The sequence below is a fragment of the Frankia gtarii genome, from assembly GCF_025403375.1.
In the GTDB taxonomy this organism is placed as follows: Bacteria; Actinomycetota; Actinomycetes; order Frankiales; family Frankiaceae; genus Frankia; species Frankia gtarii.
Genome location: NZ_JAMPTM010000016.1, coordinates 1 through 25886, shown reverse-complemented (window position 1 = coordinate 25886; position 25886 = coordinate 1). Strand labels below are relative to the sequence as shown.

At 71.7% G+C, this 25886-nt stretch carries 21 protein-coding genes, 1 tRNA gene, 1 pseudogene and 1 riboswitch; of the genes and pseudogenes, 12 read left to right on the top strand and 11 right to left on the bottom strand.

What is annotated here, in order from left to right:
- Positions 1-75 precede the first annotated feature (75 nt).
- Positions 76-708 (bottom strand): GNAT family N-acetyltransferase, encoded by a 633-nt coding sequence (locus tag NBZ83_RS04875; protein ID WP_261565643.1) that lies wholly within the window; start codon positions 706-708, stop codon positions 76-78.
- Between the two features lie 133 nt (positions 709-841).
- Positions 842-3853 (bottom strand): nSTAND1 domain-containing NTPase, encoded by a 3012-nt coding sequence (locus NBZ83_RS04870; RefSeq protein WP_261565641.1) that lies wholly within the window; start codon positions 3851-3853, stop codon positions 842-844.
- Between the two features lie 1020 nt (positions 3854-4873).
- Here NBZ83_RS04870 and NBZ83_RS04865 point away from each other — a divergent pair.
- Complete coding sequence (locus tag NBZ83_RS04865; RefSeq protein ID WP_261565638.1) at positions 4874-6277, top strand: pyridoxal phosphate-dependent decarboxylase family protein; 1404 nt, start codon at positions 4874-4876, stop codon at positions 6275-6277.
- A gap of 233 nt (positions 6278-6510) precedes the next feature.
- Here NBZ83_RS04865 and NBZ83_RS04860 read toward each other — a convergent pair whose 3' ends face one another.
- Entirely contained in the window at positions 6511-7152 is a 642-nt protein-coding gene (locus tag NBZ83_RS04860) for an NAD(P)-dependent oxidoreductase (protein WP_261574421.1), read from the bottom strand.
- A 391-nt stretch (positions 7153-7543) separates the two neighbouring features.
- Here NBZ83_RS04860 and NBZ83_RS04855 point away from each other — a divergent pair, with 391 nt between their 5' ends.
- A complete protein-coding gene (locus tag NBZ83_RS04855) occupies positions 7544-7918 on the top strand; it encodes an RES domain-containing protein (protein WP_261565634.1) in 375 nt (124 codons plus the stop codon).
- A gap of 65 nt (positions 7919-7983) precedes the next feature.
- Here the strand turns inward: NBZ83_RS04855 and NBZ83_RS04850 are convergent.
- Positions 7984-8070: transfer RNA gene (locus NBZ83_RS04850), tRNA-Ser, on the bottom strand.
- Positions 8071-8365: 295 nt separating this feature from the next.
- The gene (gene tnpA / locus NBZ83_RS04845; protein ID WP_261565632.1) at positions 8366-8782 is read right to left on the bottom strand and encodes an IS200/IS605 family transposase; all 417 of its coding nucleotides are present in this window, start codon (positions 8780-8782) and stop codon (positions 8366-8368) included.
- A gap of 16 nt (positions 8783-8798) precedes the next feature.
- Here tnpA and NBZ83_RS34455 point away from each other — a divergent pair.
- A pseudogene (locus NBZ83_RS34455) lies at positions 8799-8873 on the top strand (helix-turn-helix domain-containing protein); the annotation flags it as partial.
- Positions 8874-8877: 4 nt separating this feature from the next.
- Positions 8878-9891 (top strand): RNA-guided endonuclease TnpB family protein, encoded by a 1014-nt coding sequence (locus tag NBZ83_RS04835; RefSeq protein ID WP_261574420.1) that lies wholly within the window; start codon positions 8878-8880, stop codon positions 9889-9891.
- Positions 9892-9988: 97 nt separating this feature from the next.
- On the opposite strand, the gene tadA is transcribed toward NBZ83_RS04835, so the two are convergent.
- Positions 9989-10501 carry a tRNA adenosine(34) deaminase TadA gene (gene tadA, locus NBZ83_RS04830; protein ID WP_498041040.1) on the bottom strand — a complete coding sequence of 171 codons (513 nt, stop codon included), beginning with the start codon at positions 10499-10501 and terminating at the stop codon, positions 9989-9991.
- Entirely contained in the window at positions 10494-10988 is a 495-nt protein-coding gene (locus NBZ83_RS04825) for a tRNA adenosine deaminase-associated protein (RefSeq protein ID WP_261565629.1), read from the bottom strand. Before NBZ83_RS04825 ends, tadA begins: the two co-directional genes overlap by 8 nt.
- A gap of 441 nt (positions 10989-11429) precedes the next feature.
- Between NBZ83_RS04825 and NBZ83_RS04820 the strand changes: the two genes are divergently transcribed.
- The 3 genes from NBZ83_RS04820 to NBZ83_RS04810 all read left to right on the top strand — a co-directional run bounded on the left by NBZ83_RS04820 (position 11430) and on the right by NBZ83_RS04810 (position 14186).
- Positions 11430-12680, top strand: a complete 1251-nt coding sequence (locus NBZ83_RS04820) for a Mur ligase family protein (protein ID WP_261565627.1) — start codon at positions 11430-11432, stop codon at positions 12678-12680.
- Entirely contained in the window at positions 12677-13447 is a 771-nt protein-coding gene (locus tag NBZ83_RS04815) for a type 1 glutamine amidotransferase (protein WP_261565625.1), read from the top strand. The genes NBZ83_RS04820 and NBZ83_RS04815 overlap by 4 nt, the downstream gene beginning before the upstream one ends.
- 88 nt (positions 13448-13535) lie before the next feature.
- A complete protein-coding gene (locus NBZ83_RS04810) occupies positions 13536-14186 on the top strand; it encodes a PHB depolymerase family esterase (RefSeq protein WP_261565623.1) in 651 nt (216 codons plus the stop codon).
- Positions 14187-14854: 668 nt separating this feature from the next.
- On the opposite strand, the gene NBZ83_RS04805 is transcribed toward NBZ83_RS04810, so the two are convergent.
- From NBZ83_RS04805 to corA, 3 genes are all read right to left on the bottom strand, one after another.
- A complete protein-coding gene (locus NBZ83_RS04805; protein WP_261565619.1) occupies positions 14855-15955 on the bottom strand; it encodes a C40 family peptidase in 1101 nt (366 codons plus the stop codon).
- A gap of 5 nt (positions 15956-15960) precedes the next feature.
- Positions 15961-16136, bottom strand: a riboswitch (cyclic di-AMP (ydaO/yuaA leader).
- A gap of 354 nt (positions 16137-16490) precedes the next feature.
- Positions 16491-16874: a hypothetical protein gene (locus NBZ83_RS04800; RefSeq protein ID WP_261559517.1), complete on the bottom strand. Its 384-nt coding sequence runs from the start codon at positions 16872-16874 to the stop codon at positions 16491-16493.
- Positions 16875-17305: 431 nt separating this feature from the next.
- On the bottom strand, positions 17306-18604 hold the full coding sequence (corA, locus tag NBZ83_RS04795) for a magnesium/cobalt transporter CorA (RefSeq protein ID WP_261565617.1): 1299 nt from the start codon (positions 18602-18604) through the stop codon (positions 17306-17308).
- A 392-nt stretch (positions 18605-18996) separates the two neighbouring features.
- Between corA and NBZ83_RS04790 the strand changes: the two genes are divergently transcribed.
- Positions 18997-19284, top strand: coding sequence for a hypothetical protein (locus NBZ83_RS04790; protein ID WP_261574419.1), 288 nt, complete (start codon positions 18997-18999; stop codon positions 19282-19284).
- A gap of 253 nt (positions 19285-19537) precedes the next feature.
- Complete coding sequence (locus tag NBZ83_RS04785) at positions 19538-21214, top strand: DUF4139 domain-containing protein (RefSeq protein WP_261574418.1); 1677 nt, start codon at positions 19538-19540, stop codon at positions 21212-21214.
- A gap of 58 nt (positions 21215-21272) precedes the next feature.
- On the opposite strand, the gene NBZ83_RS04780 is transcribed toward NBZ83_RS04785, so the two are convergent.
- Positions 21273-21650: a hypothetical protein gene (locus NBZ83_RS04780; RefSeq protein ID WP_261565612.1), complete on the bottom strand. Its 378-nt coding sequence runs from the start codon at positions 21648-21650 to the stop codon at positions 21273-21275.
- A 182-nt stretch (positions 21651-21832) separates the two neighbouring features.
- Here NBZ83_RS04780 and NBZ83_RS04775 point away from each other — a divergent pair, with 182 nt between their 5' ends.
- From NBZ83_RS04775 to NBZ83_RS04765, 3 genes are all read left to right on the top strand, one after another.
- Positions 21833-22603, top strand: a complete 771-nt coding sequence (locus NBZ83_RS04775; RefSeq protein WP_261565610.1) for a hemerythrin domain-containing protein — start codon at positions 21833-21835, stop codon at positions 22601-22603.
- Between the two features lie 200 nt (positions 22604-22803).
- A complete protein-coding gene (locus tag NBZ83_RS04770) occupies positions 22804-24042 on the top strand; it encodes a PP2C family protein-serine/threonine phosphatase (RefSeq protein ID WP_261565608.1) in 1239 nt (412 codons plus the stop codon).
- Positions 24042-25886 (top strand): sensor histidine kinase (locus tag NBZ83_RS04765; protein WP_261574417.1); only part of this gene is annotated, 1845 nt, incomplete at its 3' end. The genes NBZ83_RS04770 and NBZ83_RS04765, both read left to right, overlap by 1 nt.

Sequence of the window (25886 nt, the reverse complement as noted above, 5' to 3'; positions counted from 1 at the left end):
TCGCCGTCGCCGCCCAGGCGGAATCCGCCGATCGCGCGGCCCTTTCAGCTCCCGCGGCTGGTTTCCGCGGGCGGCTCAGCCCAGCGGCCGGCTGCTGCCGGAGGGGCGGGCAACGGAGTTTTCGCGTTCCCTGGGGAAGGAGGGGCCCGCCATCGTGGTCCGCGTGCGCCACTCGTCCCGGCTCATCGCGTAGACGTTGCTGGCCCGCCACGGGCCGACGTCCGCGACACCCCGGAAGGTCATTCCCAGCCGGCGGGCGATCGCGTTCATGCCGGCGTTGTCGCGATGGGTCGACGTGATGAGTTCCGCCACGCTGAGCTGGTCGAAGCCGAACTCCAGCGACGCGCGGACGGCCTCCGTGCCGAGTCCGTGACCCCAGTGATCCCGGCGGATGGACACGGCGACCTCGACCCCCGGCCAACCGTCCGCGAAATACGCGCCGGCGCGGCCGAGGAACTCCCCGCTGCCTCGTTCCTCGACCGCCCACATGCCGTGGCCATGGATCGCCCACATGCCGATGAGATGGGTGACCAGGCGTTCCGTGTCGGCCAACCCGAACGGGCCGTCCAGATATCGCATTGTCTCCGGATCGGCGTTCATCGCGGCGTACCGGGGTAGATCCTCGGAGCGCCAGCCGCGCAGGACCAGACGAGAGGTGATCACGGTTGGAATCTCACTACGGGTGGGCATTCCGTATGCCAACGTCATGTTGACCATGTTCCGCTGACGGAGACCGGTCGGGAAGAACCCGCAGCGATGGTTTCGCTGCGCGCCTCGGCGAATTCGCAAATTTGTCCACTATGTGCAGGCTTTGGCCGGGCGGGCCGCGCTGGGTCGGCGTTCAGGACGGGCAGGTGGCACGGTAGGGAACACCGGGCAGGTAGTACTGCCACGACGACCGATCCAGCCCGCCCGCGACCGCGCAGGCGTCGTCGACGACCTGTGCGTGGTGCTCGGCGGCCTCGGCGTCCTGGAGGGCATCGACGGCGTCGAGCAGCCACAGCCGGATCGTCCCGTCGTTTCCGCCCGAGGCCAGCAGCCTGCTGTCGGGAGAGAAGGCGAGCGACAGCAGTGAGCCGGTGTGTCCGGCCAGGGGGCGACCGATGGCGGGCGGACCGGCGGCCGGCACGCCGTCGTCGCCGTGGTCGCGATCCTGGTCGCGATTCCGGTCCCGGTCGCGGTCCCGGTCGTCGCGGACAGCTTCCTTGTCGCCGTCAGCCGAGCAGGCATCGACGTCGTGACGGCCGGTGGCGTCCAGGTCCGCGGCATTGTCGTCGGTGGGCAGGCGGTCCGCGGCGCGGGTGTCGAACAGGCGCACGCCGCGGCCGGAGCCGACGGCGAGAATGCGGCCGTTCGGCGAGAACCTGACCGTGCGTGCCTCCCCGGGACCGGTGGGCACGACGCCGACCAGGCGCCGCTTGCCGGAGCCGGCGCGCGCCCACAGGCTGACCCAGCCCAGCTCCTCGCCGACCGCCTCGATCGGGGCGGTCGGCGAGCGGTCGAAGCAGGGATCGATCGGCTGCGGCGCGAAGCCCGGCGGCCCGGTCGGCCGTGGCCGCGACGGGTCGCTGACGTCCCAGGTCAGCCGGGTGCCGTCGAATCCGGTCGCGACCAGCGTCCGCCCGTCCGGCGAGAACGCCACCGCGGCGACGGGGCTGCGTAGGCCGGTGAGCGGCGGTCCGACGCGGCGGGGCTGGTTGTCCACGACGGACCACAGCAGCACCGAGGCGTCGGCGCCGCCGGTGGCCAGCAGCGCGTGGCGCGGGGCGAACACCACGGCGGTGACGGGCGACCCGGTGGCCAGCGGGGTCGGCGCGCTGGCCAGGGTCTGGACGAGGTTCGCCTGGCTGTCCGCGTCGGGGTGCAGCCGCGCGGCGGCGATGGCCAGACGCAGCGCGCGGACCCGGTCGGTGGCGCGCACGTCGTCCGCGCGGGTCAGCAGGGCCTGGGCGATCACCGCGTGCTGGGCGTGTTCGGCGGTGCGCTGCGCCCGCCGGGCGGACGCGCCCTGCCAGCCGGCGGTCGCGGCGCCGGCGAGCGTCACGGCGAGCAGGGCGGCGAGCACCGCGATCGTCCGGCGCCGGCGTTTGCGCTCGCGGCGGCGGGCGGCTTCGACGCGGCGCAGGCATTCGGTGAGGAAGCGCCGGCCGGCCCGGTTGAGGTTCACGACCGGATCGGCACCGGCGCGGAAACGGTTGTAGGACCCCCACAGGGTGGTCGTCGCGGCGGTGAGCCGGTCGACCTCCCACAGCGCGCCGCCGCGCGCCCAGTCCGCGGCGGCCCGCTCGACCTGGCCCTCGGTGAGCAGCGCGGCCGCCCGTTCGCGGATCGCCGAGTCCAGCGGCTGCCAGGCGGTCAGCAACGCCTCGTGGACCACCCCGACGCCGGTGCCGCCGAGGCTGTCGCTGGGCGTCGACAGCAGCCGCTGGTCGACGAAGACGCGGAAGGCGGTGCGCAGCGCCTCCGAGGACAGCTCCTCGTAGTCGATACGCCGGCGGGTGCGCCGGCCCGCCTCGTCCAGGGTGGCGAGCTCCGCCATGCCGGCGAGGATGTCCTCCCGGGGTAATCCGGCGGCGGCGACCGCCTCGTCGAGGACGGCGTCCGCCCGGCGGGCGAGGGCTCCCCGCACCCCACCGAGCTCCTCGTAGCGCCGCGCGGCGAGCCGACCGCCGCGGACCTGGTTGCGGGCCAGCTCGTGCAGGGTGAAGGCCAGCAGCGGCAGCGCCTCGCCGCCATCGGTGTCGGCGACCATCCGGCTGACCAGCTCCGGGTCCACCGAGAGCCCGGCGACCCGGGCCGGCTCGGTGATCACGACGCTGAGCATGTCGCGCCCGAGCGGGCGCAGGGGGAAGGCGTGCAGGTGGGCGCCGCGCAGCTCGGGCAGGGCGAACAGCTGGTCCTGGAACTCCGAGCGGACCGCGATGACCACGCGGATCGGGCCGTCAAGCCCGTGGAACAGCACGTCGGCGAACCGGGACCGCTCGGTTTCATCGGCGCGGGTGAACAGCTCCTCGCCCTGGTCCACGACGAGCAGCAGCCGATCCTTCGGCGGCCCGTAGCCCGCGCTGAGCAGCTCCTCGGCGAGCCCGGCCAGGGCCCCGTCGTCGGTCTTGAGCCGTCGGTGGACGTCGGGGGCCTCCCAGTGCAGCCCGACGCGGCCCGCCGTCTGGGCCAAAGCCAGGGCCAGCTTGCGGGTCGGGTCGCGCCCGGGCAGGAACGGATCGGCGACCTCCCAGCCGGGCTCGCCGCCCAGCCGCGCGGTCAGACCGGCGGTGACCAGCGACGACTTGCCGCACCCCGACCCGCCGACGACGAGCAGCAGCCGTCGGTCGCTCAGCGCGCGCAGGCGGTGCGTCAGCCGCCGCAGCTCGTCGTCGCGCCCGCAGAAGACGCGGGCCATGTCCCGGGTGAACGGACGCAGGCCCGGGAACGGCGAGCGGTCCGCCGCCCAGACCAGGCCGCCGGCGGCGTCGATGCGTCGAAGCGGCACGTCCAGGTGGCCGATCCAGCCACCGTCGTCGACGACCGCGACGTGCTGGCGGTCGTCCAGCAGGGGCGAGGCCACCCCCGACTGCGCCTGCAGCGGCAGCAGCAGGCTGCCGACCTCGTGCGCGATGCCGATCTCGTAGGCGCACCACGGGGAGGCGTTGTACGCGTCGGTGACGACGCAGACGACGGCGTCCGCGGCCCGCAACTCCTGATGCAGGCGCTCCTTCCAGACATCCCCCGGCCGGATTCCAGCGCGGATGTCCCGGGCCAGGAAGGCCCGGTGACCGAGGTCGGCCAGCGTGCGGTAGACCTGGTCGGCCAGCTCCGCGTCGGAGTCGGCGTGGCTGACAAAGACGCGCGCCACAGCTACCCCCAGTTCGGCCGCACACTTTCCGGTGAAACGTGACGGATCCTAGCTGTTACAGTCCCGGACGACCAATCCGCCGATACGAATACGGGATTGTGGCGTTTACCCCGGAGCAAGTCGGTGAGGAATACCCGAGAAATCCGCCTAGAGTCATCGACGCAGAGCGAAGCAACATATTGGTGAACGGGCAGTGCATACTGCGAAAACAATAGAAGGCCAGCCGCGGACCCGGTCAGGGCGTGAATCCGGTCAGGGCGTGAACGCGGTCAGGGAGAGGGTGTTGCCGTCGGGGTCCGCGAACCAGGCAACCCCGGCCGCCGCCGGCTCGGACACGGTCGCGGGGAGGTCGTCGACCGGGGTCGCCGAGCGCGTCGACCGTAGAACGCCCGCGCCCGCGGCAGGTCCGTCGTCGGCACGAAGACGATGAGCTCGGTGCCGATCAGCATGGCGTCATCCTCGCACCATCGCCCGGTCGAGACGCGGCGCCCGGTTGCCCGGTTGCCCGGTCGAGATGCGGCGTGCGGTGCGCTGGTGGTCACGTGGCGGTGGCCGTCACCTGATCTCACGACGCCGACGCACCCACACCTGGCCCGGGCCACCCGTCGCCCACCCCTGCCCGTGCACGCCGTGAAATCGTCTCCGAGACGACACTTCGCACGAAGATTGCCCCGTCATATGGCACCTGTCCATCCCCCGAGCGGGGGGCGCGACCGGTAATCCGGCGGCCCGGCCGCGCACCCGGGCACCGTTCATGGCATGCTCGGTTTCCGACGGTAGGAGCGTGCGTCGACCGGTCCCGAACAGGTCGATCGGCGAGGCTTCTCCGGTGATGATCCAGCTTTTCGGATCTTGCCGGTTTTGCCGTTGGTGTTGATTTTAGTCCTCGTCGTGGAGGTTTGTTGTGAAGCGTGTCGGAGCGATTGTTCTGCTGGTTACTCTCGTGGGTGGCGGCTTCCTCTTCCGTCGGCAGCGCGGCAAGCAGGACGCATAGTCCGCACCGCATCGGACGGTCCGTACGTGCATCAATTTGACGCCGAGACGGCCGATCTGCTGCGGGCGATAGTCGACTTTGCCGGGGTCCGCCTCGGGTTCGATCCGGTTCCCCTGGACGGATCGGCGACACCGGCGGAACTGTCCGCCAGGGCCGGCCGGACGATCACCGTGGATGGGATCGGCGGTCGCCAGGCTCTGGAGACCTTCGACGAGGTGCTCTCGCGCGCCTGCATTTCGGCGGACCATCCGCGCAACCTCGCCTTCATCCCCGCTGCCCCGACCCGGTCGTCGGTGCTGTTCGACCTGGTGGTCGGTGCTTCGTCCATCTACGGGGGAAGTTGGATGGAGGGTGCGGGCGCGGTCCACGTCGAGAACGAGACGCTGCGCTGGCTGGCCGACCTTGCGGGTTTGCCCGCCGCGGCCGGCGGCGTGTTCGTGCCCGGTGGCACGGTCGGCAACCTGTCCGCGCTCGTCGCCGCCCGGGAGGCCGTCCGGGCGAGGCTGACCGCGCAGGGCCGGTCGATGCCGGCACGCTGGCGTTTCGTCTGCGGGGCGGAAGCCCACTCGTCGCTGTACCAGGCGGCGATGGTGCTCGACGCGGACATCGTGGCCGTGCCGACAGGTGAGCAGGGCCGCCTCACCGGTCCGCTGCTCGCTGCCGCGCTCGACGACCTCGCCCGACAGGGCGGCACAGCCGGACAGGGCGGCGCGGCCGAGCACGACGGGGTTTTCGCCGTCGTGGCGACCGCGGGGACGACGCAGTTCGGCATCGTCGACGATCTGCGGGGCATCGTCGACGTCTGCCGCGAGCGCGGCCTGTGGGTGCACGCGGACGGCGCCTACGGCCTGGCGGCGCTCGCCGCGCCGTCGGTCCGGCCGCTGTTCGACGGGATCGCCGACGTGGACTCCTTCATCGTCGACCCGCACAAGTGGCTGTTCGCGCCGTTCGACGCCTGCGCGCTGATCTACCGCGATCCCGTCCTGGCCCGGGCGGCGCACGGTCCGCAGCGGGCCGGCTATCTCGACGTGCTCGACTCGGCCGCCAACTGGAATCCGTCCGACTACGCCATCGGGCTGTCCCGGCGGGCCCGCGGACTGCCGTTGTGGTTCTCGCTGGCCACGCACGGCACCCGGGCTTACACCGAGGCCATCGAGACGACGCTCGCGACGACTCGGGCGGCGGCGGCGCAGATCGCGACGCGGCCCGAACTGGAACTCGTCCGCCCGACGGAATTGTCCGTGGTGGTGTTCCGTCGGCTCGGCTGGAGCGACGCCGACTACCACCGGTGGAGCGGCGCCCTGCTCCGCGAGGAGTTCGCTTTCGTGCCGCCCACCCGGCACGACGGCGAGACCGTCGCCCGTTTCGCCGTCATCAATCCGCGCACCACCCCGGCGGATATCGAGGCGATCCTCGACACTATGGCCTGACTGGTGCATGACCTGACCGCGCATAGCCTGACCACGCCGGCGCGATCACTGTGACAAAGGAGAACTGGGCGGCGCGGGTGATGTGGCCCGCGCCGCCCAGGCGCAGCGGCGGACGGGGAACCGTCGCCTCCGGCCGGCCGGCATCGTTGACGGCCTGCCGTCAGCGGCGGTGAGTCCGCCGGTGCTGCGGATTACCTTTGGCTTCCCCCGGGGTTCAGGTCAGGCGGGAGTAATCAGTTCCCGACGGTGAAACGACGGTTGCGGTTACGCGGCTTCTCGACCTCGTCGAGGACGGCGATCGCGAAGTCCTCGTAGGAAATGCCGATCTCGTTCTGGGCGTCCACCACGGGCCGGTCGTTGCCGGTGCGGTAGGCACCCCGACGCTGCCCCTGGCCCAGGTTGCGCGGCGGCGGGGCGATGGCCGCCCAGCGCACGTTGCTGGCATCCCGGTAGACGTCGAGGGCGTCCGCCTGGTCGAGCGCGTCCTTGCGCTCGGCGGCGGGGAAGTCCGGGCTGTCCGCGAGCCGCTGGCCGTTTTCGTCCTCGAGGGTCCCGCCGCTGGAGATGTGCAGGATGGCCGGGGCCTGGTCGCCGATGCGGGGCAGGACGTCGACGAGGGTACGCGCGGCGTTCGCGTGCACCGGACGGTCGACACCACCCACCGCGACGACGACGGCGTCCGCCTCCTGCACCAGGCGCTGGACGGAGTCGCGCGACGTGACGTCGCCTTCCACCCCGCTGGCCTTACGCGGAAGCTTCTTCACGCGGGCCGCGTCGACCTCGACCGCGGTGACCTCGTGCCCCCGTCGAATTGCTTCGTCGGTGATGCGGCGCCCGATCTGACCACCGGCACCAAAAATGACGATCCTCGCCATGCCATTCCTCCGACTCACCGGTCGTGCCTCTGATGGATGGTCGTGCGTTTGCGCAATGACGTCCGCCGCCTCGTTGCGTCGGCGCCATGGTCAGTAAGTTAATTACTGTCCGCGCTGACTATTTCACGCTCCGCAGCCGCCGCAAGTTGACGTCGGCCGGTGCAGCCCCGAGGTAGCCCGAGCCGGGTGGGCGAAAAGGGAACGCGCCGCGCGCTCAGGACGCCGCGACAGGGCGAATGGCACCCTTGGGACGGGCGGTCACCGAAGGGGCTGCGGGATCGAGATCGGGCAGTGTCCTCACCGATCGGTATCCGCCATCATTGACCTTGACAGGCCCGGTGGACCGCTGATCCAGGTCGGCGGGGCCGCGCGGACGGGACGGGCGGAGGGAATGGCTGACCATGTGGGGACCGCCCCGCGGCTACAGCGGGAGTCCGATCTGTTCGTCGCGGTCGAAGGCGGGTTTTTCCGGGCCGTCGACCCGGCGTACCTCGACGATGCACTCGTCGGCTCGCGGGGCGCCGGCCGGTACTCGCCACCTGGCCGTCCGACCCTCTACATGAGCGCGTCACCCGAGGGCGTGAATGTTGCGATGATCGCCCACGCCGCCGATCGGGCACCCGAGCCAGCGCTCATCGGACTTTCCGTGACCGCGAGCTGCATCGTGGACCTTCGCGATCCGGTCGCGCCTACGGTCAGGCGCATCCCGCCTCGACCAGCAGCCAGCACGGACAGCGGCGACGAAGCGGCAGCCGGTCCGATGTGAGACTAGGACGGCAACGTCGGGCCGACGGTGTGAGCGTCGGCCCGACGTTCTGCCTGAGACACGGGCGGTGGAGGTGGGATTTGAACCCACGGAGGGGTTGCCCCCTCACACGCTTTCGAGGCGTGCGCCCTCGGCCACTAGGCGACTCCACCGTAGGCGAGCTTACCGGACGTCTTGAGGGTCCGATCGTGGGGGGTCGCGCGGCCCGCTCGTCCCGGCCATGACGATCATGGTGTTCCGCGGAACACCGCCACGGCGACCTCCGGACAGCGGACCGAGCATGGCACCCCATCTCATCCCGCATCCAGCCAGCCACGTAGAGGCATGAAGATCGGCTCTCGCTGGCCCCCGCCACCCCCGACCGGCTACCGAAATGTGGGCCAGTGCTCCGGCCTTCAGGTCGGGGGTGAAGGCCCGCGGGGGAGGGCCCCCAGGCCCGAGCGTGCTCTAAACCGGACGGGTCTGCTCCTCGATGTACCGGCGGAGCACGTCCAGCGGGGCGCCACCGACAGACCCGGCGAAGTAGGAGCCCGACCACAGCCGGTTCGCCCGCCAGTAGTGCCGGGCCAGGTCGGGGAACTCCTGTCGCATCCGACGGGACGACACGCCCTTGAGGCTGTTGACCAGCTTCGACAGGGCGACTTTGGGCGGGAAGTTGACCAGCAGATGGACATGGTCACGTTCGCCGTTGAACTCGATCAGCTCGGCCTCGAAGTCGACGCAGACCGCCCTCATGATCTCTTCCAGTCGGGTCAGGTGCCGGTCGTCGAAGACCCGGTGCCGGTACTTGGTCACGAAAACCAAATGAGCATGCAGCGCGAAAACACAGTGTCTGCCGGTACGGATGCTCGGATCGCTGGCCATAGGCCAAGGGTAGGTTGTGCTCGTGCAGCTTCGGTACAGCTTCCGCTTGTATCCGAGCGTCGGTCAGCGGGTCGCGTTGGCGCGGGCGTTCGGGTGTGCGCGGGTGGTGTACAACGACGCGCTCCGCGCCCGGGAGACCACACGCGCGGCGGGGCTGCCGTTCCCGAAGACCGGCGACCTGTCCACGCTGCTCATCACCGAGGCGAAGAAGACCCCGGAACGGGCCTGGCTCGCAGAGGTGTCGACGGTCGTTCTGCTTCACCGCGAACGCCCGCTGGTCGCTCATCTCGGGCGGGAAGCTGCGACTACCGAAGATCGGCGACGTGGACGTGAAGTGGTCTCGGCATCTGCCCTCGACACCGTCCACGGTGACGGTGGTCCGGGACAGCGCGGGCCGGTACTTCGCGAGCTTCGTCATCGAGACCGGGCCGCAGGAGACCCTTCCGGGCTCGCCCACCGAGATCGGCGTCGACCTTGGGCTGACGCACTTCGCGGTCCTCTCGGATGGCACGAAGATCGACTCGCCTCGGTTCCTCCGCCGGGCCGAGAAGCGGCTGAAGAAGGCTCAGCGGGACCTGTCCCGCAAGAAGAAGGGCTCAGCGAACCGGGCCAAGGCCAGGCTGAAAATCGCCCGTGCGCATGCGCGGGTGGCCGACGCGCGGCGCGAGTTCCACCACGAGCTCTCCACCAGGCTGATCCGCGAGAACCAAGCGGTCGCCGTGGAGGACCTGGCGGTCAAGGGGCTCGCCCGGACCCGGCTCGCCAAATCGGTGCACGACGCCGGCTGGTCCGCGTTCGTCGCGATGCTGGAGTACAAGGCTGCCCGGTACGGCCGAGCGTTCGTCCGGATCGGCCGGTTCGAGCCCACGTCGCAGGTGTGTTCGACCTGCGGGGTGAAGGACGGCCCGAAGCCGCTGGACGTCCGGGAGTGGACCTGCGGTGCCTGCGGGTCGACGCACGACCGGGACGTGAACGCGGCGGTCAACGTCGCGTTGGCCGCCGGACTGGCGGTGTCAGCCCGTGGAGCGCAGGTAAGACCGGCACCCGTGCCGGCACCGCGCGACGAAGCGGGAACCCACCCGAAGCTCACGCCCACAGCGGCGGCGTAGCAGGCGGGAATCTCCGCCCTTCAGAGCGGAGAGGATGTCAATTGCAGGAGGTTGACGACCTTCTGCCTGCCCCACGAAGCCCATAGCTGGCCGCGGGTTAGCCGGTGGGCGGGCGGCGGCGGGCGGCGAAGAAGTCAGCCAGCAGGGCGGCGCACTCGGTGGCGCGGACGCCGGGGATGACCTCGGGGCGGTGGTTGAGGCGGCGGTCGCGCACGACGTCCCACAGGGAGCCGACGGCGCCGGCCTTGTCGTCGACGGCGCCGTAGACGAGCCGGTCCACCCGGGCGAGGACGAGGGCGCCCGCGCACATCGTGCACGGCTCCAGGGTGACCACGAGGGTGGCGCCGGCCAGCCGCCAGGAGCCGGCGCGGGCCGCCGCCGCCCGCAGCGCGATCACCTCGGCGTGCGCGGTCGGGTCGCCGTCGCGCTCGCGGGTGTTGCGACCCTCCCCGAGCACCGTGCCGTCCGGGGCGATCACGACCGCGCCGACCGGGACGTCGCCGTGCGCCGGCGCCAACCGCGCCTGGGCCAACGCGAGGCCCATCACAGCGCCATGGTCCCGCCCGCCGCTCACCGCGCCAGAGCTGCCCGCCGAGGCGGGATCAGCCACGGGCGTCGTCGAGGATCTCGCCGGCGCCGGCGCGCTCGCTCAGGGCGCTGATCAGGTCGGCGGGCAGCATGCCCTCCTCGCCGATCAGCTCCAGCAGCGCCTCCTCGGAGGTGCCCAGGTCTACGAGCAGGTCGAGGTCGCCGACGGGGGCGGCCTGGGTGAGCACCGAGGCGTCGTCGTCCTCGTCGTCCTCCGTGGCCAGGCCCGCCATCGAGGGCAGGGCGTCGGCGAACAGGCGTTCGGCGAGCTCGGAGGTGATCAGGACCCGGCGGTCGGACAGGAAGACCTTGGGGTCCGGCTCGTCGGCGCCGACCCGGACGATCGCGAGGTACTCGTCGTCCTCCTCCAGGAACGCCACGATGGTGTCGTCTCCGAAGTCGCGCATCGTGTCGGTGAGGGCGTCGAGGTCCTCGGCGCCGGCTGGGTCGAGATCATGCACCGACCAGCGGCCCTGCTCCCGCGCGATCGCGATTGCCTTCGTGGTCACTGTGTGCCCTCACGTCCCTTCTGCAGCCGCGTGGTGCCTCCGACCGGCCATTTCCCGGCCGGGTCCCGGATCCCGGGCCCCGCGCGGCCCGGCCGGACCGGTCGCCGGCCGTGCTTCGCCTGTGATTCTCGTCCTGGGGGCCGGACTTGGGTATTCCGGTCCACCCCGTCGGGTGAGTTCTACCGCGACGCCGGGTCGATTCCCCCATGGTGGTCGGGTTGAGACCACTTCGCGCGAGGGGGGTAAACGAAAGTTCCGCCGCATCTAGACGCAGGGTGACGCCTCTTGACCTGCGGTGACGGCGGTTGGCGACAAGACTCGGCCGTAGCGCCGCTGGCGGCGTTTCGCCGTCCGCGGCAGGGGCGACGATCGGGATGTATCCCAACGGAAGCGGGGGTGGTCTTCGTCTCCGGGCACCGCCGTGGCACTGTAGAAAGCGCGATGACGACATCAATCCCGCGCAGGTTCACCGCCCGCACCCAGGCCGCACTCGCCGTCGAACGGCTGGCGGCCCAGGCGTCGCGCCGCCTCGGCCGCGGTTCGGGGGAGATGATCGGCGGCAAGCTGGCCCTGCGGGTCTCCCCGGGGGCGCTGGCCGAGGTCGGCTCCCACCGCCGCACCGCCTGCGTGTCGGGTACCAACGGCAAGACGACCACCACCCGGCTGCTCGCCCGCGCGCTGGGCACCCTCGGGCCGGTGAAGTCGAACAGCGGCGGGGCGAACATGGCGCCCGGCGTCCTCGCCGCGCTGTCACGCCCCCCGTTCGACGCCGCCGCCGCCCTGGAGGTCGACGAGATCTGGCTGCCGAAGGTGGCCCACGAGATCTCGCCGCGGGTCGTGCTGCTGCTCAACATCAGCCGCGACCAGCTCGACCGGTCCAACGAGACCAGGCGCATCGCGTCGATGTGGCGGGAGCTCGGCGCCGAGCTGCGTGACACCACGGTGGTCGCGAACGTCGACGACCCGCTGGTGGCCTGGGCGGCGGGCGGCTGGCACCGGCAGGTGTGGGTGTCGGCCGGCCAGAACTGGACCGCCGACGCGATGGTCTGCCCCCAGTGCGCCCGGCTGCTGCACCGCAACGAGGCCGGCTGGTGGTCCGAGTGCGGGCTGGCCCGGCCCGAGCCGATCGTCGCGGTCACCGGGCAGCGGGAGATTCTCTGGTACGGCCGCACCATCTCGGCCCGCCTCGACCTGCCCGGCCGGGTCAACCTCGGTAACGCGGCGATGGCCGCCGCGGCGGCCCGCGAGCTCGGCGTCGAGGTCGAGGCGGCGTTGGCCGCCATGGCCGGCCTGGGCGACGTGCAGGGCCGCTACCAGGAGGTCGCCCTCGGCGAGCAGGGCCGCCGTGGCCGGCTGCTGCTGGCGAAGAATCCCGCCGGTTGGGTGGAGATGATGGAGCTGCTCGCCGACGCGCCGCCCCGGCCCGTCGTCATCGACTTCAACTCGCAGACCGCCGACGGGCGGGATCCGTCCTGGATCTGGGACGTTCCCTTCGAGCGCCTCGCCGGCCGGCAGGTGCTCGTCACCGGCGGGCGCAAGGAGGACATGAGCGTGCGGCTGGCCTACGCGGAGGTGCCGCACAGCGTGCACGCCAGCGCCGAGGACGCGGCGCAGGCGGCCAACGAGAAGGTGGTCGACGTGGTCGCCAACTACACGGCGTTCCGGGACCTGCTGGTGCGGAGCTCCCGGTGAGGCGCGGCTCGGCGACCCGGATCGCGCTGATCTACCCCGAGCTGCTCGGCACCTACGGGGACGGCGGCAACGCGATCGTCCTCGAGCAGCGGCTGCGCTGGCGGGGCCTGCCCGCCGAGGTGGTCAACGTCCCCGCCGGCTCGCCGGTGCCGGACAGCTGCGACATCTATCTGCTCGGCGGGGGCGAGGATGCCCCGCAGGTCCTCGCCGCCGACGGCATCCGGCAGAACCGGGCGATCGTGCGCGCGGTCGGTTCGGGGGCGGCGGTGCTGGCCGTGTGCGCCGGCTACCAGGTGATCGGTGCGACGTTCCCGTCGGGCGGGGAGATCCACGAGGGGCTCAACCTCGTCGACATCGAGACCCGCCGCTCCTTCGCGCCGCCGGAGACACCGCCACCCGGACGGGCCGTCGGCGACATCGTCGTAGAGCCGGATCCGCGCCTGCACCTGCCCACCCTGTACGGGTACGAGAACCACGCCGGGCGCACCAGGCGGCTGCCCGGGGCCGGCGGATTTCCGCTGGGGGTGGTGCGCCGCGGGATCGGTGACGGCGAGGGCGGCGGCAGCGACGGTGGTGGCGGTGGCACCGACGGCATCGTCGATGGCCGGGTCGTCGGCACCTACCTGCATGGGCCGGTTCTGGCGCAGAACCCGGCGCTCGCCGACCTCCTGCTGACCTGGATCCACGGCGATCTCCCGCCGCTGGAGGCCCCCCAGGAGGCGCAGGTGCTGCGGGAGGCCCGCCGCCGGGCCCTCGCCGGCTCCTGAACCCCGCTCGGACAGGTGGGTAGGTCCGAGCGTCATCTGGTCGCCCGTTTCCGGCGTTTCCCGGCTACCGGTGTGATTCGGTTGGATCGTGGCGTCGAATCCACTTGCCGGCTGGTGGGGCAAGAACAAGCGAACCGTACTCATCGTCGGGGTCGTCATCGTCGTGCTCTGGGTCTTCATCGAGCGTGGCAACGGCCCGAAGACCAAGCGCGTCAGCATGCCGAAGGGCTACGGCTCGGCCGACCGGGAACTGCTCGTGCACGCCCCGTCGGACCCGAAGGACCCGATCCCGCTGGTGCTGATCCTGCACGACGACAACGCCGACGCCAAGACCCTCGACCATGACAGCGCGGCCGGTTCGGTGGCGAACGCCCGCAACTTCGCGGTGGCCTACCCCGAGGCGGTCGGCGGCACGTGGCGGATCGACTCCCCGGACGGCGTCGACGCGGCCTACCTGCGCGACGTGGTCAGCTACGTCTCCGCGAAGAAGACCAAGGTCGACCCGAACCGGATCTACGTGTGGGGTGTCGGCGAGGGTGCCCGGTTGGCGCTGACCGTCGTCTGCGGCGGCGCCAAGCCGATCTTCGCGGCCGTCGGCGTGGTGGGGCAGTTCATGCAGGAGCCGCAGTCCGCCTGCCCCGGCCGGACAGCCGAGGCGAGGGTCGCCGAGACCGACTGGGACAAGAAGGTCAGCGAGACGCTGTGGACGGCCTCCGCCAAGCACCACCTGGGAACCTGAGCGCACCACTCGGGAACCTGCGTCCCGAACCCGACCAGAGGCACGCATAGGGCTCGGTAGAGCGGGCCGCTATGGCCCTCAGCGGCCGCGTACGCGGCCGGGACGGGTAGGGAGAGAGTTGGGGGTCCGCCGATGCCGCCGGGAGGGGGGTAGCGGCATCGGCGGACCTCGGCGGCCGGGAGGAGGCGTCGTGCGGCCGGCGCTGTGGCGAGGTCGGTGGTGCCGCGGGCGGTGACAGGGCCCGCGTGCTGGGTCGGTCCCGGCTCGGCCGGACGGGCTGGCGCGGGGCGGGCTGGCGCGGAGGAGTCCACGGGGTTCGGACGCGCAGACCGGGCGCGGGTCTCCGGCGGCTTTGCCGGAACTCGCGAGGCCGCGCCGTGGAGCTGCGTCCGGGGCAGCAGCGATGGTGACCCGGACGGGTCAGCGGTGCGCGCCGTGCGTCGGCCGGCCGGGGGAGCAGGCCCGGCGAGGCGGATGCGAGTGCGGACGCGGCGGCGGCGGGTGCCAGACCGGCAGCCTGGACCGCACGCGCGACCGAAAGGGGAGGCCGCGTCGCGGTCGGCTCGGGGCTGGACGGGGCTTCGTCGCCCTTCCAGCCGATCGAGGTGACCACCGGGTGGCCGGCGCTGCGCCGCAGGGGCACGGTGCGCTGGCGCGGTGCGGACGCGCTAGAAGCGGCCGACGTAGTAGGAGGTGGTGTAGATCGACTGCAGCTTCACGACGCTGCCCGTGTGCGGAGCGACCCACATCTTGCCGTCGCCGGCGTAGATGCCGACGTGGTAGATGTTCCCGGGCGAGCCGAGGAAGATCAGGTCGCCGGGCTGCTTGTTGTACTGCGACACCCGGGTGGAGGCGGCGAACTGGGCGTCCGTGGTCCGCGGCAGGCTCTTGCCGAGCTGCTTGAAGACGTACTGGACCAGGCCGGAGCAGTCGAACGAGCTGGGGCCCTCGGCGCCGTAGACGTACGGCTTGCCCGCCTGCAGGGAGGCCAGGTAAACGGCCTTCGCGCCGATCGAGCTGGACGCGATCGGCACGGACACGCGGGGGGAACCGACGGAGATGTCGCCGGCGAGGCTTCCCAGCCGGGCGGCCACGTTGGCGACCTGCGGGCGCACGTTCAGCGTCGCGTCGTTGGTCGAGTGGGCGGACTGCAGGGCGTCCGTGCCATCGAAGATCGCGGTGACGTTCGTCGTGGTGAGCACTCGCGCCGTGTAGGAGGCGTAGCCCTGCGCGTTCGTCTGGAGGTGCTTGAAGGTGGCCCACCCGGTGGGGAGCTTCACCTGCACCTTGACGAGCTGGTTCGCGAGCGGCTCGTGGGTTGCCTCGTTGTACAGCGAGAAGCCGATGTCGATCGGCTCGTTCGCGTTCACGGTCACGGCCGGGTTCGTCACCCGCAGGCCGACCTGGATCTTGCCGGCCAGGGGTGGGGCGTCGACGCCGCTTGCCGCGCCGAGAGCGAGTCCCGAGGAGCTGTGCTCACTGACCGCCGCCGCGGCGATGCTGCCGCCCAGGGCGGCGCGTGAGCCGATCTGCGCGGCGAGGGTGACCGGGGCGGTGTTTGGCGACTCTTCCATCGCCGTGTCGGCGTGGACGTCGGTGGCGCAGCCAGCCAGGGCCACTCCGGAGACCGCGACGGTCCCGGTGGTCATTGCGGCGAAGGCACGAGCACGGGCCCGACTACGGGCAACGGGCGGCGCGGACTGGGCGCGGTGACGGCCGCGACCGGCGACTCGCGAATCTTCGTCGAGCTGCACGCTTTGCGCGGACAACGGTGTATTCCTTCCCGTACGCCTGCGAAGTGAGCTGTCGGGTTCGGGCTGGGCTGCCCGGCTCGAGGCGTGACCTTCACACTTCGAACTTCACCCCGAGACCAGCACCGCGGATCGGTGCCGGCCAGTGGAGGTGGGTCCCCCGCTCCTGCCCCAGATGACGACTCGGAGGGGACACCGGGGCCGGGGGCAGGATTCGGCGTTCGGCCCGGTGTTGTCGTGACGTCGGCGTGAGACTAGTCCACTTTGACCGGGTGGGTAAACACTAGTCCTTCCCAACTACAGGGAGTGTGCACCGAGGTGCCTTTCGCCCGATGCTCGGTCCGGTCCGCGCCCGTGGCCCGGTGGGCGGCCTGGCTGAGCGCCGGAGTTGGGGTTGGCCAGGGGTTTCGCCTTCGCCCGGTGGGCCGGCGAAGGGACCGGGCCGGACGCCGACGGAGAACCCGGCCCGCTCTGGTCGCTCCGGTCGAGCATCGGATGGTCACATCAAGTAGTCGAACGGGTGATGCGGGGGCATCCCCGTTAGGACGTGGCGTCATCGGGTCCGGCCGCGCCGCGTCAGGAACCCGGCTGCGTCGAGCACCTGGAGCTCGACGGCGAGCTCATGGACCTCGCGGGGCACCGAGCGGTGGTTGGCCAGGGCGGCCACGGCAGCGCGGGCGTGGTCGGCGAGCTCGTCCAGCGCGTGCTGACGCTGGCGCATGCGGGCCCGTTCCTCCTGGATGGTGCGGACCGTGTCCTCCTGCCAGCGCCGGGTTCGGATGAGGTGCTCGCTGGCGTCGGCGGCCTGGCGCTCGGCGTCCTCAAGCCGGTTCAGCAGCGCGTCGAGGGTCTCGAGCCGCCCGGCGAGTTCGGCGATCAGGTCGCCCCGCTCGGGCAGGATCGCGGTCTCTCGCCGCTTGGGGTCAGACGAGGGCATGTACTCCCCTGACGGGTGGGGGATCGGGGAACCGCTCCGAGCGGTGGGCACGAGACCCGGTTGCTCCGACACGGTTGGTTACGGTAACCGACGGGGAGGGCCGGGTGTAACCCATCGTACGGATACGTCACGGCAGTCAACTGATAGCGAAAACGAGCTATAGACCAGCTACCCTTGCCAGGCTTTCGAGTGCATAGCACGCAATGTGTTGTTTGTCGGCCTTTTCGCCCGATCTGGGTCCCCTCGAGGCCCAACAGATCGGCCCCGGTGGGGTGGGGACCACCAGCCAACCCCGTTCGGGTCATCCGCACGCCAGGACGGGATGACCGGGCGGTGCCGATCAGCTCCGCAACTTCTGTGACGTTGAGTGACCGCAGGGCTGGCGTCGAGGGAAAGAAGGGCCACCGGCGGCGCAAGAGCCAGCCGTTGCGTTAGAGCCAGCCGTTGCGTTTGAACGCCCGGTACAGAAACAGGCACGCCGTCGCCATCACGGCGAGAACCGCCGGATAGCCCCAGGTCTGGCGCAGCTCGGGCATGTGCTCGAAGTTCATTCCATAGATTCCGGCCAGCGCGGTGGGAACGGCCGCGATCGCCACCCAGGCGCTGATCCGCCGCATGTCCTCGTTCTGCGCGATCGTCACCTGCGTCAGGGTGGCCTGCAGCACCGACGACAGCAGCTCGTCGAAGTGTTCGATGCGCTCGCTGACCTGCTCCAGGTGGTCGGCGACGTCCCGGAAGTACCGCCGCATCCCCGCGTCGACCAGCCGCGGGCTGTCCGTGGTGAGCGTGCGCAGCGGGCCGGCCAGCGGCTGGACGGCGTGCTTGAGCTCCAGCAGCTCGCGCTTCATCTGGTAGGCGCTCTCCGTCGACGGGATCTGGTCGCGCCGGAACACGCCGGCCTCGATCTGGTCGACGTCGACCTGGATCCGCTCGACCGTGTCGAGGTAGTTGTCGACGACGCTGTCGCAGATCGCGTGCAGCACCGAGGTCGGCCCGTGCCGGAGCATTTCCGGGGCGGCCTCGAGCCGGCCCCGCAGCCTGGTCATCTCGCCATGCTGGCCGTGTCGCACCGTCACCACGAAGTCCTCACCGAGGAAAATCATGATTTCGCCAGTGGTGACCACCTCCGAGGTGCCGGTCACCTCGGTGTGCGCTACATAGCTAGTGGTCTTGAGGACCACGAACAGGTGGTTCTCGTACTGTTCGAGTTTGGGCCGCTGACCGCCGGTGACCGCGTCCTCCACGGCCAGCTTGTCCAGCCCGTACTCCGCGGCGATGGCGGCGAGCTGCTCGTAGCTGGGCTCGAACAGGCCCAGCCAGGCGAAGCCCTCGCGCTCGGTCCGCGCCAGCCGCAGCGCGTCGGAATGATCCACGTCCATCGTCACGCACCGACCGTGGCTGTAGACCCCGCAGGCCATCACCCGGCCGTCGGGTGACGCCGGCAGCTCCACCCGCCGGGCCCGGCGGCGCTTGCGACCGACCCGGACCAACGACACCGGCCGGCTCAGCGCGCCGGCGATCCGGTGCGCGTTCGACGACGCCTGTCCCAGGGCGTCCTCCAGGGCGTCGAGCACCGGATGCTCGGCGCCGACCTGGCTGGGCGCGCCCAGTCGGTCGGATCGCCCCCCGCCGGTCGAAGCCGCCCCGGCCGTCCCGCCGCCGCCTGATCCCGGGTGGCCACCCGATCCCGCGTGCATCGGCTCCGTGCTCGCCGCGTCGTCTCGCACCATCGCCTCTTTCCCGTCGCCCACGTTGCCAGTTGCCCACGTTCCCGGGCGCTTACGTTCTCGGGCGCTCACGTGCCCGCCGCTCACGTGCCCGCCGCTCACGTGCCCGCCGCTCAGGTGCCCCGCCGCTCACGTCGTGTCTGCTGCCCACGCTGGTGGTCGTCGAGTTCGTGGTCGTCGAGCGTTCCCGCGGTGCGTCGGGAGGCCCGCGCGCCGCGGGTCCGCCCCTCCATGGTGACAAGTCGGACTCGGCAGTCATGACGTGAGTCGCGGTCTGGCGAGGACGCGGCTGTGTGGGGGACGCGGCTGTGTGGGGACTGTCCAGCGTGGGACCGCGCACGCCGGGACCGGACGGGCTTCGACGGCCCCGCCGGACGAACCTACGGGAGGATCAGGTGAGCGAGCTCGAGGTAAGCGTGCTGCGGGTGTTCGCCGACGAGACCGGCGCCGGAGGGAGCCTGCTCGCGGTCATCCTCGACGCCGGGGAGCTGCTTGCGGATCCGCGGGATCGCGCCCTGACCGCGCACCGCCAGCTCGTGGACGCGGCCGAGGCCGAGGCGATCGAGCTGCCCCGCCCGCCCACCGCAGGCTGGTCCTCGACGCACCGAGATGGTCGCAGCCTCGGCGGCCTGATCCGCGGTGGCGCACTGAATCGTCCGCTCGTCCGCGTCCTGGACGAGTAGGGGGTCTGATCCGGTGACGAGGGGCCGCCTCGGAGTTCGGCGCGCCGCTCCGACCGCCGCCTCCTTCGAATCTTCCTGCGATCGCTTGTTCGCGAAATGATGCCGAGGCCTAGGTGCGGTTTTCGGCCGTAAAACCGTACGTAAGCCTCGGCGCGATCTGGCCGGAAACCGGGTGGGCGGCGTCGGCAGGCTCAGTGAACGACCACCCAGGGCCAAAAGAGCGATTCGGATCACTCGTTTAGGCTGATATGCCATGGTGTCCGATGACCTGTCCCAGCCCGTGCAACTTGACGCGCCGATCACCGGAATCGTCGTTCACCCCCGGGGCGCCCGAATCATCCGATGCGGCCGGGTCCGGCTGCCCGTCCCCGCGGGGGACGGGTCCGCGGTGGCCGGCGTTCGGGTCGAGTTGGACGGCCTGCCGTGGGAGCTCGCGCCCGACTCGGTCCGTGTCGGTGGCCGGGGCCCGGCCCGGGTGCTCGGGGTCGACGTGGTCGCCCGTACGCACCCGGATCCCGCGGACACCGCCGGCGCCGACCTCGCCGCGCGTCGGCGCGCGCTGGTAGCCGAGCTGTCCGCGGTCGCCGACGAGGATGATGCCGAGCAGGCGCGGCGTGGCTTCCTCGACGTCGCCGCGCGCACCGGGGCCGCCGCGCTGGCTCGGTCCTGGGCCTCGACCACAGGCGCCGGCGAGGGGCTGGCCGCCGCCGAGGACCTGCTCGCGGCTCGGATCGGCGAGGTCCACGCCCGCCGCCGCGCCCTCGCCGAGCGCCAAGCCGAGCTCGAACGACACATCGCGGCCCTGGACCGGACGATCGAGGCCCGGCAGGCCCCCCGTATCCCGGACACCCGCACCGTCGTCGTCGACCTCGATCTCGACGCCGACGCCGACGCGGACGCCGCGGACACCGACACCGATGGCGAGGCCGGCCCGGACGCCGACACCACCGCCGCGGAGGGCATCGAGGTCGAGCTGGAGGTGTCGTACCTGGTTCCGACCGCGGGCTGGCGGGCCGGTTACGACGCTCGTCTCGACGGGGAGCGGGTCACGCTGACCTGGTTCGCGCTGATCGCTCAGCGCAGCGGCGAGGATTGGCCGGCCACGGCCGATCTCGTGCTCTCGACGGCCCGTCCGGCCGCGCACGCAGAGCTGCCCGAGCTCACCCCCCAGTTCGTGGACCTGCGCCAACCGCCCCCGCCGCCGGCCGCGCCCCCGACGGTGATGGCAGCCGCGGGGGCGATGCCGCGGGGCCGGGGCCGGACGAAGGCAAAGAGCGTAGGGGTGGCCCGCGCTGGCGAGCCGGAGATCGACTTTGCTGGGTCGGCGACGTATCGCCCGCCTCGCCGGGCTGCCGTACCGGCCGACGGAGGCCGGCACCGCGTCACCGTCGCGGTGATCGAGTTCGATGCCGCCCTCGATCATCTGACCGTCCCCAGGACCTCTCCCGACGCCTACCTGCGGGCCACCCTCACCAACACCTCTGTGCACACCCTGCTGCCCGGCAAGGTCTCGATCTTCCACGGCGGGGACTTCGCCGGCAGCGGCACGATCGGCATGGTGCCGCCGGGGGCCGAGGTCGAGCTGCATCTCGGCGTCGACGGCCGGGGGGTCGAGCGTGAGCTGGTCCGCCGTGCCACGGGCCGCCGCGTGGGCGGCAGCAACCGACGGATCGAGGCCGCCTACCGCGTCGAGGTGACCAACCACACCCCCCGGCCGATTCGGACGGTGGTGCGCGACCAGATCCCGGTCTCCCGGCACGAAAGCGTCACCGTGCGGGACTTCCAGGCGCGCCCCGAACCGGACGAGCGGACCGACGTCGGCCTGCTGTCGTGGACGCTCGAGCTCGGCCCGGGCGCGACCGGACGGGTGGAGTTCTCGTTCCGGCTGGAGCATCCCCGCGGAACGGAGCTCACCGGCTGGCGGGACTGAATCGCCCGGCCAGGCTGAGCCGCCCGGCCAGGTCGGGCAGCCAGTCGGCCGTGGCCGCTCAGCGGGTCGTGTCCGCCGGGGCCCGCAGCCGGTGGGTCCAGGCACCCTCGGCGATCTCGCCGCGGGCGTCGATGATCGCCCAGTCGACGATGTCGGCGCTGCGGATGCGCAGCGGCCGGCCCATCCGGATGTGCGCCACCGACGGGTGCGCCCCGTCGTTCAGACTGCGCCCGCTCAACAGGGTCGCGTGAGGCCAGCTGGACACCCGAGCCCAGGGCCATTCGGCCCCGTCCGGAACCGCCACCTGATGACGAACGATCAGGGTGCCCAGGGGCGGAAGGTCATGGCCGAGGAACCGGCGACGGACATCGGCGAGGCGCGAGCGGGCGGCGAAGACTGCCTGGTCCCGGGCCACGGGGACACTACTGCCAAACATGCCCCTAATAGTAGTGGAATCCTTCCTTACGGTAGGCGTCGGCGTGGCCGACCGGCACCTTTTGTGGTGCTTCCGGTCCCGCTGCGTGAGGGTCATCGGGATGCGGCCCCGGTCGCGAAGGCGTAGCTTCACAGGACTGGTAACTCTCCGCTAGGTATCGACCCATTACGGGTGAGGTGATCATGGCCGAGACGTTGACGACCCTGGTGGACGCGGCGCATGCGGATGCTGTCCATCTCATCGAGCTCTCCCGCGACGGCGGCGACGCGGCCGGTGCCGTGGACGGCCCGCCCAGCGATCCCCGCCAGGCGCTGCACGCCAGCGACGCGGCGGTGGCGGCCGTCTCGGCCCATCTCAGCGCGATGGAGGCCGTCGTCTATCCGGAGATGGCCCGCCGGGTGCCGGGGGGGCGGGCGCGGGTCGCGGAGCTGGGCCGGCTGGCCCGCCAGTGCTCGTCGGTGATGCGCGGCATCGAGCAGTACGTGCAGGGGGACCTCAATCACCCGGCGAACACCGTGGCGAGCCTGCGCCGGGACCTCGCGGCGCTGCTCGCCGAGCACGAGAAGGGGGAGTGCGGGCTGCTGCGTGAGCTCACCGAACGGCTCTCCAACGACGAGCGCCGGCATCTGCTCGACCGCTTCGCCGACGCCATGCGCCACGCGCCGACCCGGCCCCACCCGCATCTCGGGCACGGCGGGATCTTCGGCGGCAGCCTGGCGATCCGTCTCCTCGGCAGCTTTGACCACCTGCTCGACGTCATGGATGCGCGTGAGGTGGCCGGAGCCCCGGTGCGGGCTCCCGCGCCCGCCGGGCTGTGGGGCTGGTACCTGCTGGGCCGGCCCACCGCGCCCGCCCCCGAATGGCCGGCGACGGATCAACCCGCGTCGGCGGCCGACCGGTCCCCGTCCGAGCCGCAGCGTTCCGCCGCCCGCGGGAGCGGACCGCGGCGCTGAGCCCGCCGCGCCCGCCTGCCGCCCGCCTGCCGCGGGCCTGGTGTGGTCGCCCGGACACACCTCTGCCGGTTCGGATGCTGTCCGGCCTGACTTGATGGTGAAATGTTTCTAACCTCGCTCTGGTAGCGGCGGTAGCGGATGGCGCGTTCGGCGTTCCGCTGCGCGCGGCTGCCCGTGGGCGTGCCATGCTTCAGGTCCGGATGGGCCGATATGGCCCGCGTGTCGTGCACTGCCGAGGAGACGTGTCAGAAAGAGAGAGCACCGCAGTCCGGGTGCCAGGAACGGAACCGGCAGATGTGGTCTGGCCGATACTCCTCGTCGAAGACGATGATGCGGACGCCTACCTGGTGTCCGAGCTGCTCGACGAGGTGGCGGCGCCGGTCAAGCTGACCCGGGTGCGCACCGTGGCCGAGGCGGTCCGCCGCAGCGAGCAGGTCGCCTGCGTGCTGCTGGACCTCGGGTTGCCCGACAGCGAGGGCCTCTCGGCGCTGCGTCGGCTGCTGGCGGTGGAGGCGGGCGCGCCGGTCGTCGTGCTCACCGGCATGGTCGATGAGTACCGGGGCGCCCAGGCGGTCGCCGCAGGAGCCCAGGACTACCTCGTCAAGGGCCAGGTCGACGGGCGGAATCTGGTGCGGGCCGTGAGCTACGCGATCGAGCGCAAGCGGGCTGACACTGCGGCGCAGGCGCTGCGCGAGTCGGAGCTGCGCGCGGACGAGCGGGCCCGGCTCGAACGCGGACTGCTGCCCCGCCCGCTCTACGACGACCGCCGGCTGCGCCACGCCGCCCGCTACCGGCCCGGCCGGCAGCAGTCGCTGCTCGGGGGTGACTTCTACGACATGGTGTCCACCCCCGACGGGACGGTCCACGTGCTGCTCGGCGACGTCTGCGGGCACGGCCCGGACGAGGCCGCCCTCGGGGTCAGCCTGCGCATCGCCTGGCGCACTCTCGTCCTGGCCGGGGTGGCGGAGGCCGACCGGCTCGGGTATCTCCAGCGGGTGCTGGTCAGCGAACGCGAACACGACGAGATCTTTGCCACGGTCTGTGCCCTCTCGATCGCCCCCGACCGAGGTTCGGTGCGGATGCGGTTGGCCGGCCATCCGCCGCCCGCGTTGCTGCACCCGCGGCTCGCCGCGCTGCCCGGCGACGTCGTCGGGCCGGCGCTGGGCATCCTCGACGAGGATCTCACCGAGGAGGTGCTGGTCGAGCTCGGTCCGCGATGGATGCTGCTGCTCGCGACCGACGGCCTGCTGGAGGGGCGGGAGGGACCGGGCGGGGAGCCCCTGGGCTGGGAAGGCGTGCTGCCTGAGATCGCCCGACTGTGGCCCCCGGCCGGGCCGGACAGCCTTCTCGACAACCTCATCGACAGGGTCGAGGCCCGCAACGGCGGCCCGCTCACCGACGACGTCGCCCTGCTGCTGCTCATGTGGGGGGCCGACTGATGGCAACGCCGAAAGGACCTTCCGGCACGGACCCGACCGCCGCGGCGGACTCCGCCGTGCCGGCGGACTCCGCCGTGCCGGCGGATGCCCAGGTCTCGGCGGATGCCCAGGTCTCGGCCGGTGCCCAGGTCTCGGCCGATGAGGTGGCCTCGGCGCCGGGGGGCGGCCCGAGGGCGCGCGGCGGCGGGTCCGGGCGGTTCGGGTTCGGGCGGAGCTGGCGGTTGCGGCGCCGGCTCGGGGTGACCTACACGGTCGCGGCGGCGGCGCTGCTCATCATCGTCGGGCTGGTCGTGTCGTCGCTGGTGCGGCTGGACAATGCCATCCACACCCGCAGCGACATCATGGCCCCGGCCCTGCTGGGCTCCGCGCAACTCGTCAGCAGCCTGGTCGACCAGGAGACCGGCATGCGCGGCTACCTGCTCCAGGCCCGCGAGGAGTTCCTCGAGCCCTACAACAGTGGTCGCCGCGAGGAGAGTGTCCAGCTCACGGACCTGCAACGTCGGCTCGCCGAACGGCCCGACCTGCTCGGAAAGCTGAACATCCTCGAGGATCGGATCCGGGCCTGGCACCGCGACTACGCCGACCCGGCCATCAACGTGGTCCGCAGCCGGGGGCCGGACGCGGCGACGCTGCTGTCGCCGGAACTCGGCAAGCGGCGCTTCGACGCGGTCCGCGCCGCGTCCGACGACCTGGAGTCGGCGCTGCGGGTAAAGGCGATCAAGGCTCGGGACAACGTCGACGCCGCGCTGCGCTTCCTCGTTCTCGCCCTTTCGATCGGCGCGCTGGTCCTGGTCGTCCTGCTGGCGGCGATCGCCCGGGCGCTGCGGGTCTGGGTGACCCGGCCGATCGAGCAGGTGGCCGGCGACGCGCGCACCGTCGCCTCCGGCCGTCTCGATCACGTCGTCGAACCCGCTGGCCCACCCGACATGGTGGCGCTGGCCAGCGACGTGGAGTCGATGCGCAAGCAGCTTCTGGGCGAGCTGGGGGTCGCACGGGCGGCGCGCACCGCGCTGGAGACGCAGGCCGAGGTGCTGCAGCGGTCGAACCGCGACCTGGAGCAGTTCGCCTACGTCGCCTCGCACGACCTGCAGGAGCCGCTGCGGAAGGTGGCGAGCTTCTGCCAGCTGCTGGAGCGGCGCTACGGCGACAAGCTCGACGAGCGGGGCGTGCAGTACATCGCCTTCGCCGTCGACGGCGCCAAGCGGATGCAGCAGCTCATCAACGACCTGCTCGCGTTCTCCCGGGTCGGGCGGAGCACCGAGGGTTTCGTCGACATCGGGCTCGGTGACGTCCTCGGCCGGGCCACGACCACCCTGTCCCTGTCGATCGAGAGCCTGCAGGCCGAGGTCACCGCGGACGAGCTGCCCGTCGTGCGGGGTGATCCGGTGCTGCTCACCCAGTTGCTGACCAACCTGATCGGCAACGCGCTGAAGTTTCGCGGCGATGAGGTCCCGCGCCTGCATGTCAGCGCCGTCGAGCGGGAAGACGACTGGGAGTTCGCCTGCGCGGACAACGGCATCGGCATCGACCCGGAGTACGGAGAGAAGATCTTCGTGATCTTCCAGCGCCTGCATGGCCGGGACGTGTATGAGGGCACGGGCATCGGGCTGGCCCTGTGCCGCAAGATCGTCGAGTTCCACGGCGGCAGGATCTGGCTGGACGCGACCGTGGAGCGCGGCACGACCTTCCGGTTCACGCTGCCGAAGCGGTCGTTGCTCGCCTCGATGTCCGACCCCGCCGAGCTGGCGGGCGTCGTGGCCGGCGCCGGCCAGTCAACCCCGTCCGCATCCGCACCGTCCGCATCCGCACCGTCCGCACCGGCACCCTCTGCCCCTGCCCCTGCC

What these genes read in the sequence shown, in the direction of transcription:
- NBZ83_RS04855 (WP_261565634.1), top strand. Translation starts at nt 7,544, where the DNA reads ATGGCTGACCATGTGGGGACCGCCCCGCGGCTACAGCGGGAGTCCGAT.
- NBZ83_RS04770 (WP_261565608.1), top strand. Translation starts at nt 22,804, where the DNA reads ATGGGCCGATATGGCCCGCGTGTCGTGCACTGCCGAGGAGACGTGTCA.
- NBZ83_RS04780 (WP_261565612.1), bottom strand. Translation starts at nt 21,650, where the DNA reads ATGTTTGGCAGTAGTGTCCCCGTGGCCCGGGACCAGGCAGTCTTCGCC.
- corA (WP_261565617.1), bottom strand. Translation starts at nt 18,604, where the DNA reads ATGGTGCGAGACGACGCGGCGAGCACGGAGCCGATGCACGCGGGATCG.
- NBZ83_RS04785 (WP_261574418.1), top strand. Translation starts at nt 19,538, where the DNA reads ATGGTGTCCGATGACCTGTCCCAGCCCGTGCAACTTGACGCGCCGATC.
- NBZ83_RS04775 (WP_261565610.1), top strand. Translation starts at nt 21,833, where the DNA reads ATGGCCGAGACGTTGACGACCCTGGTGGACGCGGCGCATGCGGATGCT.
- NBZ83_RS04875 (WP_261565643.1), bottom strand. Translation starts at nt 708, where the DNA reads ATGACGTTGGCATACGGAATGCCCACCCGTAGTGAGATTCCAACCGTG.
- NBZ83_RS04860 (WP_261574421.1), bottom strand. Translation starts at nt 7,152, where the DNA reads ATGGCGAGGATCGTCATTTTTGGTGCCGGTGGTCAGATCGGGCGCCGC.
- NBZ83_RS04820 (WP_261565627.1), top strand. Translation starts at nt 11,430, where the DNA reads ATGACGACATCAATCCCGCGCAGGTTCACCGCCCGCACCCAGGCCGCA.
- NBZ83_RS04800 (WP_261559517.1), bottom strand. Translation starts at nt 16,874, where the DNA reads ATGCCCTCGTCTGACCCCAAGCGGCGAGAGACCGCGATCCTGCCCGAG.
- tnpA (WP_261565632.1), bottom strand. Translation starts at nt 8,782, where the DNA reads ATGGCCAGCGATCCGAGCATCCGTACCGGCAGACACTGTGTTTTCGCG.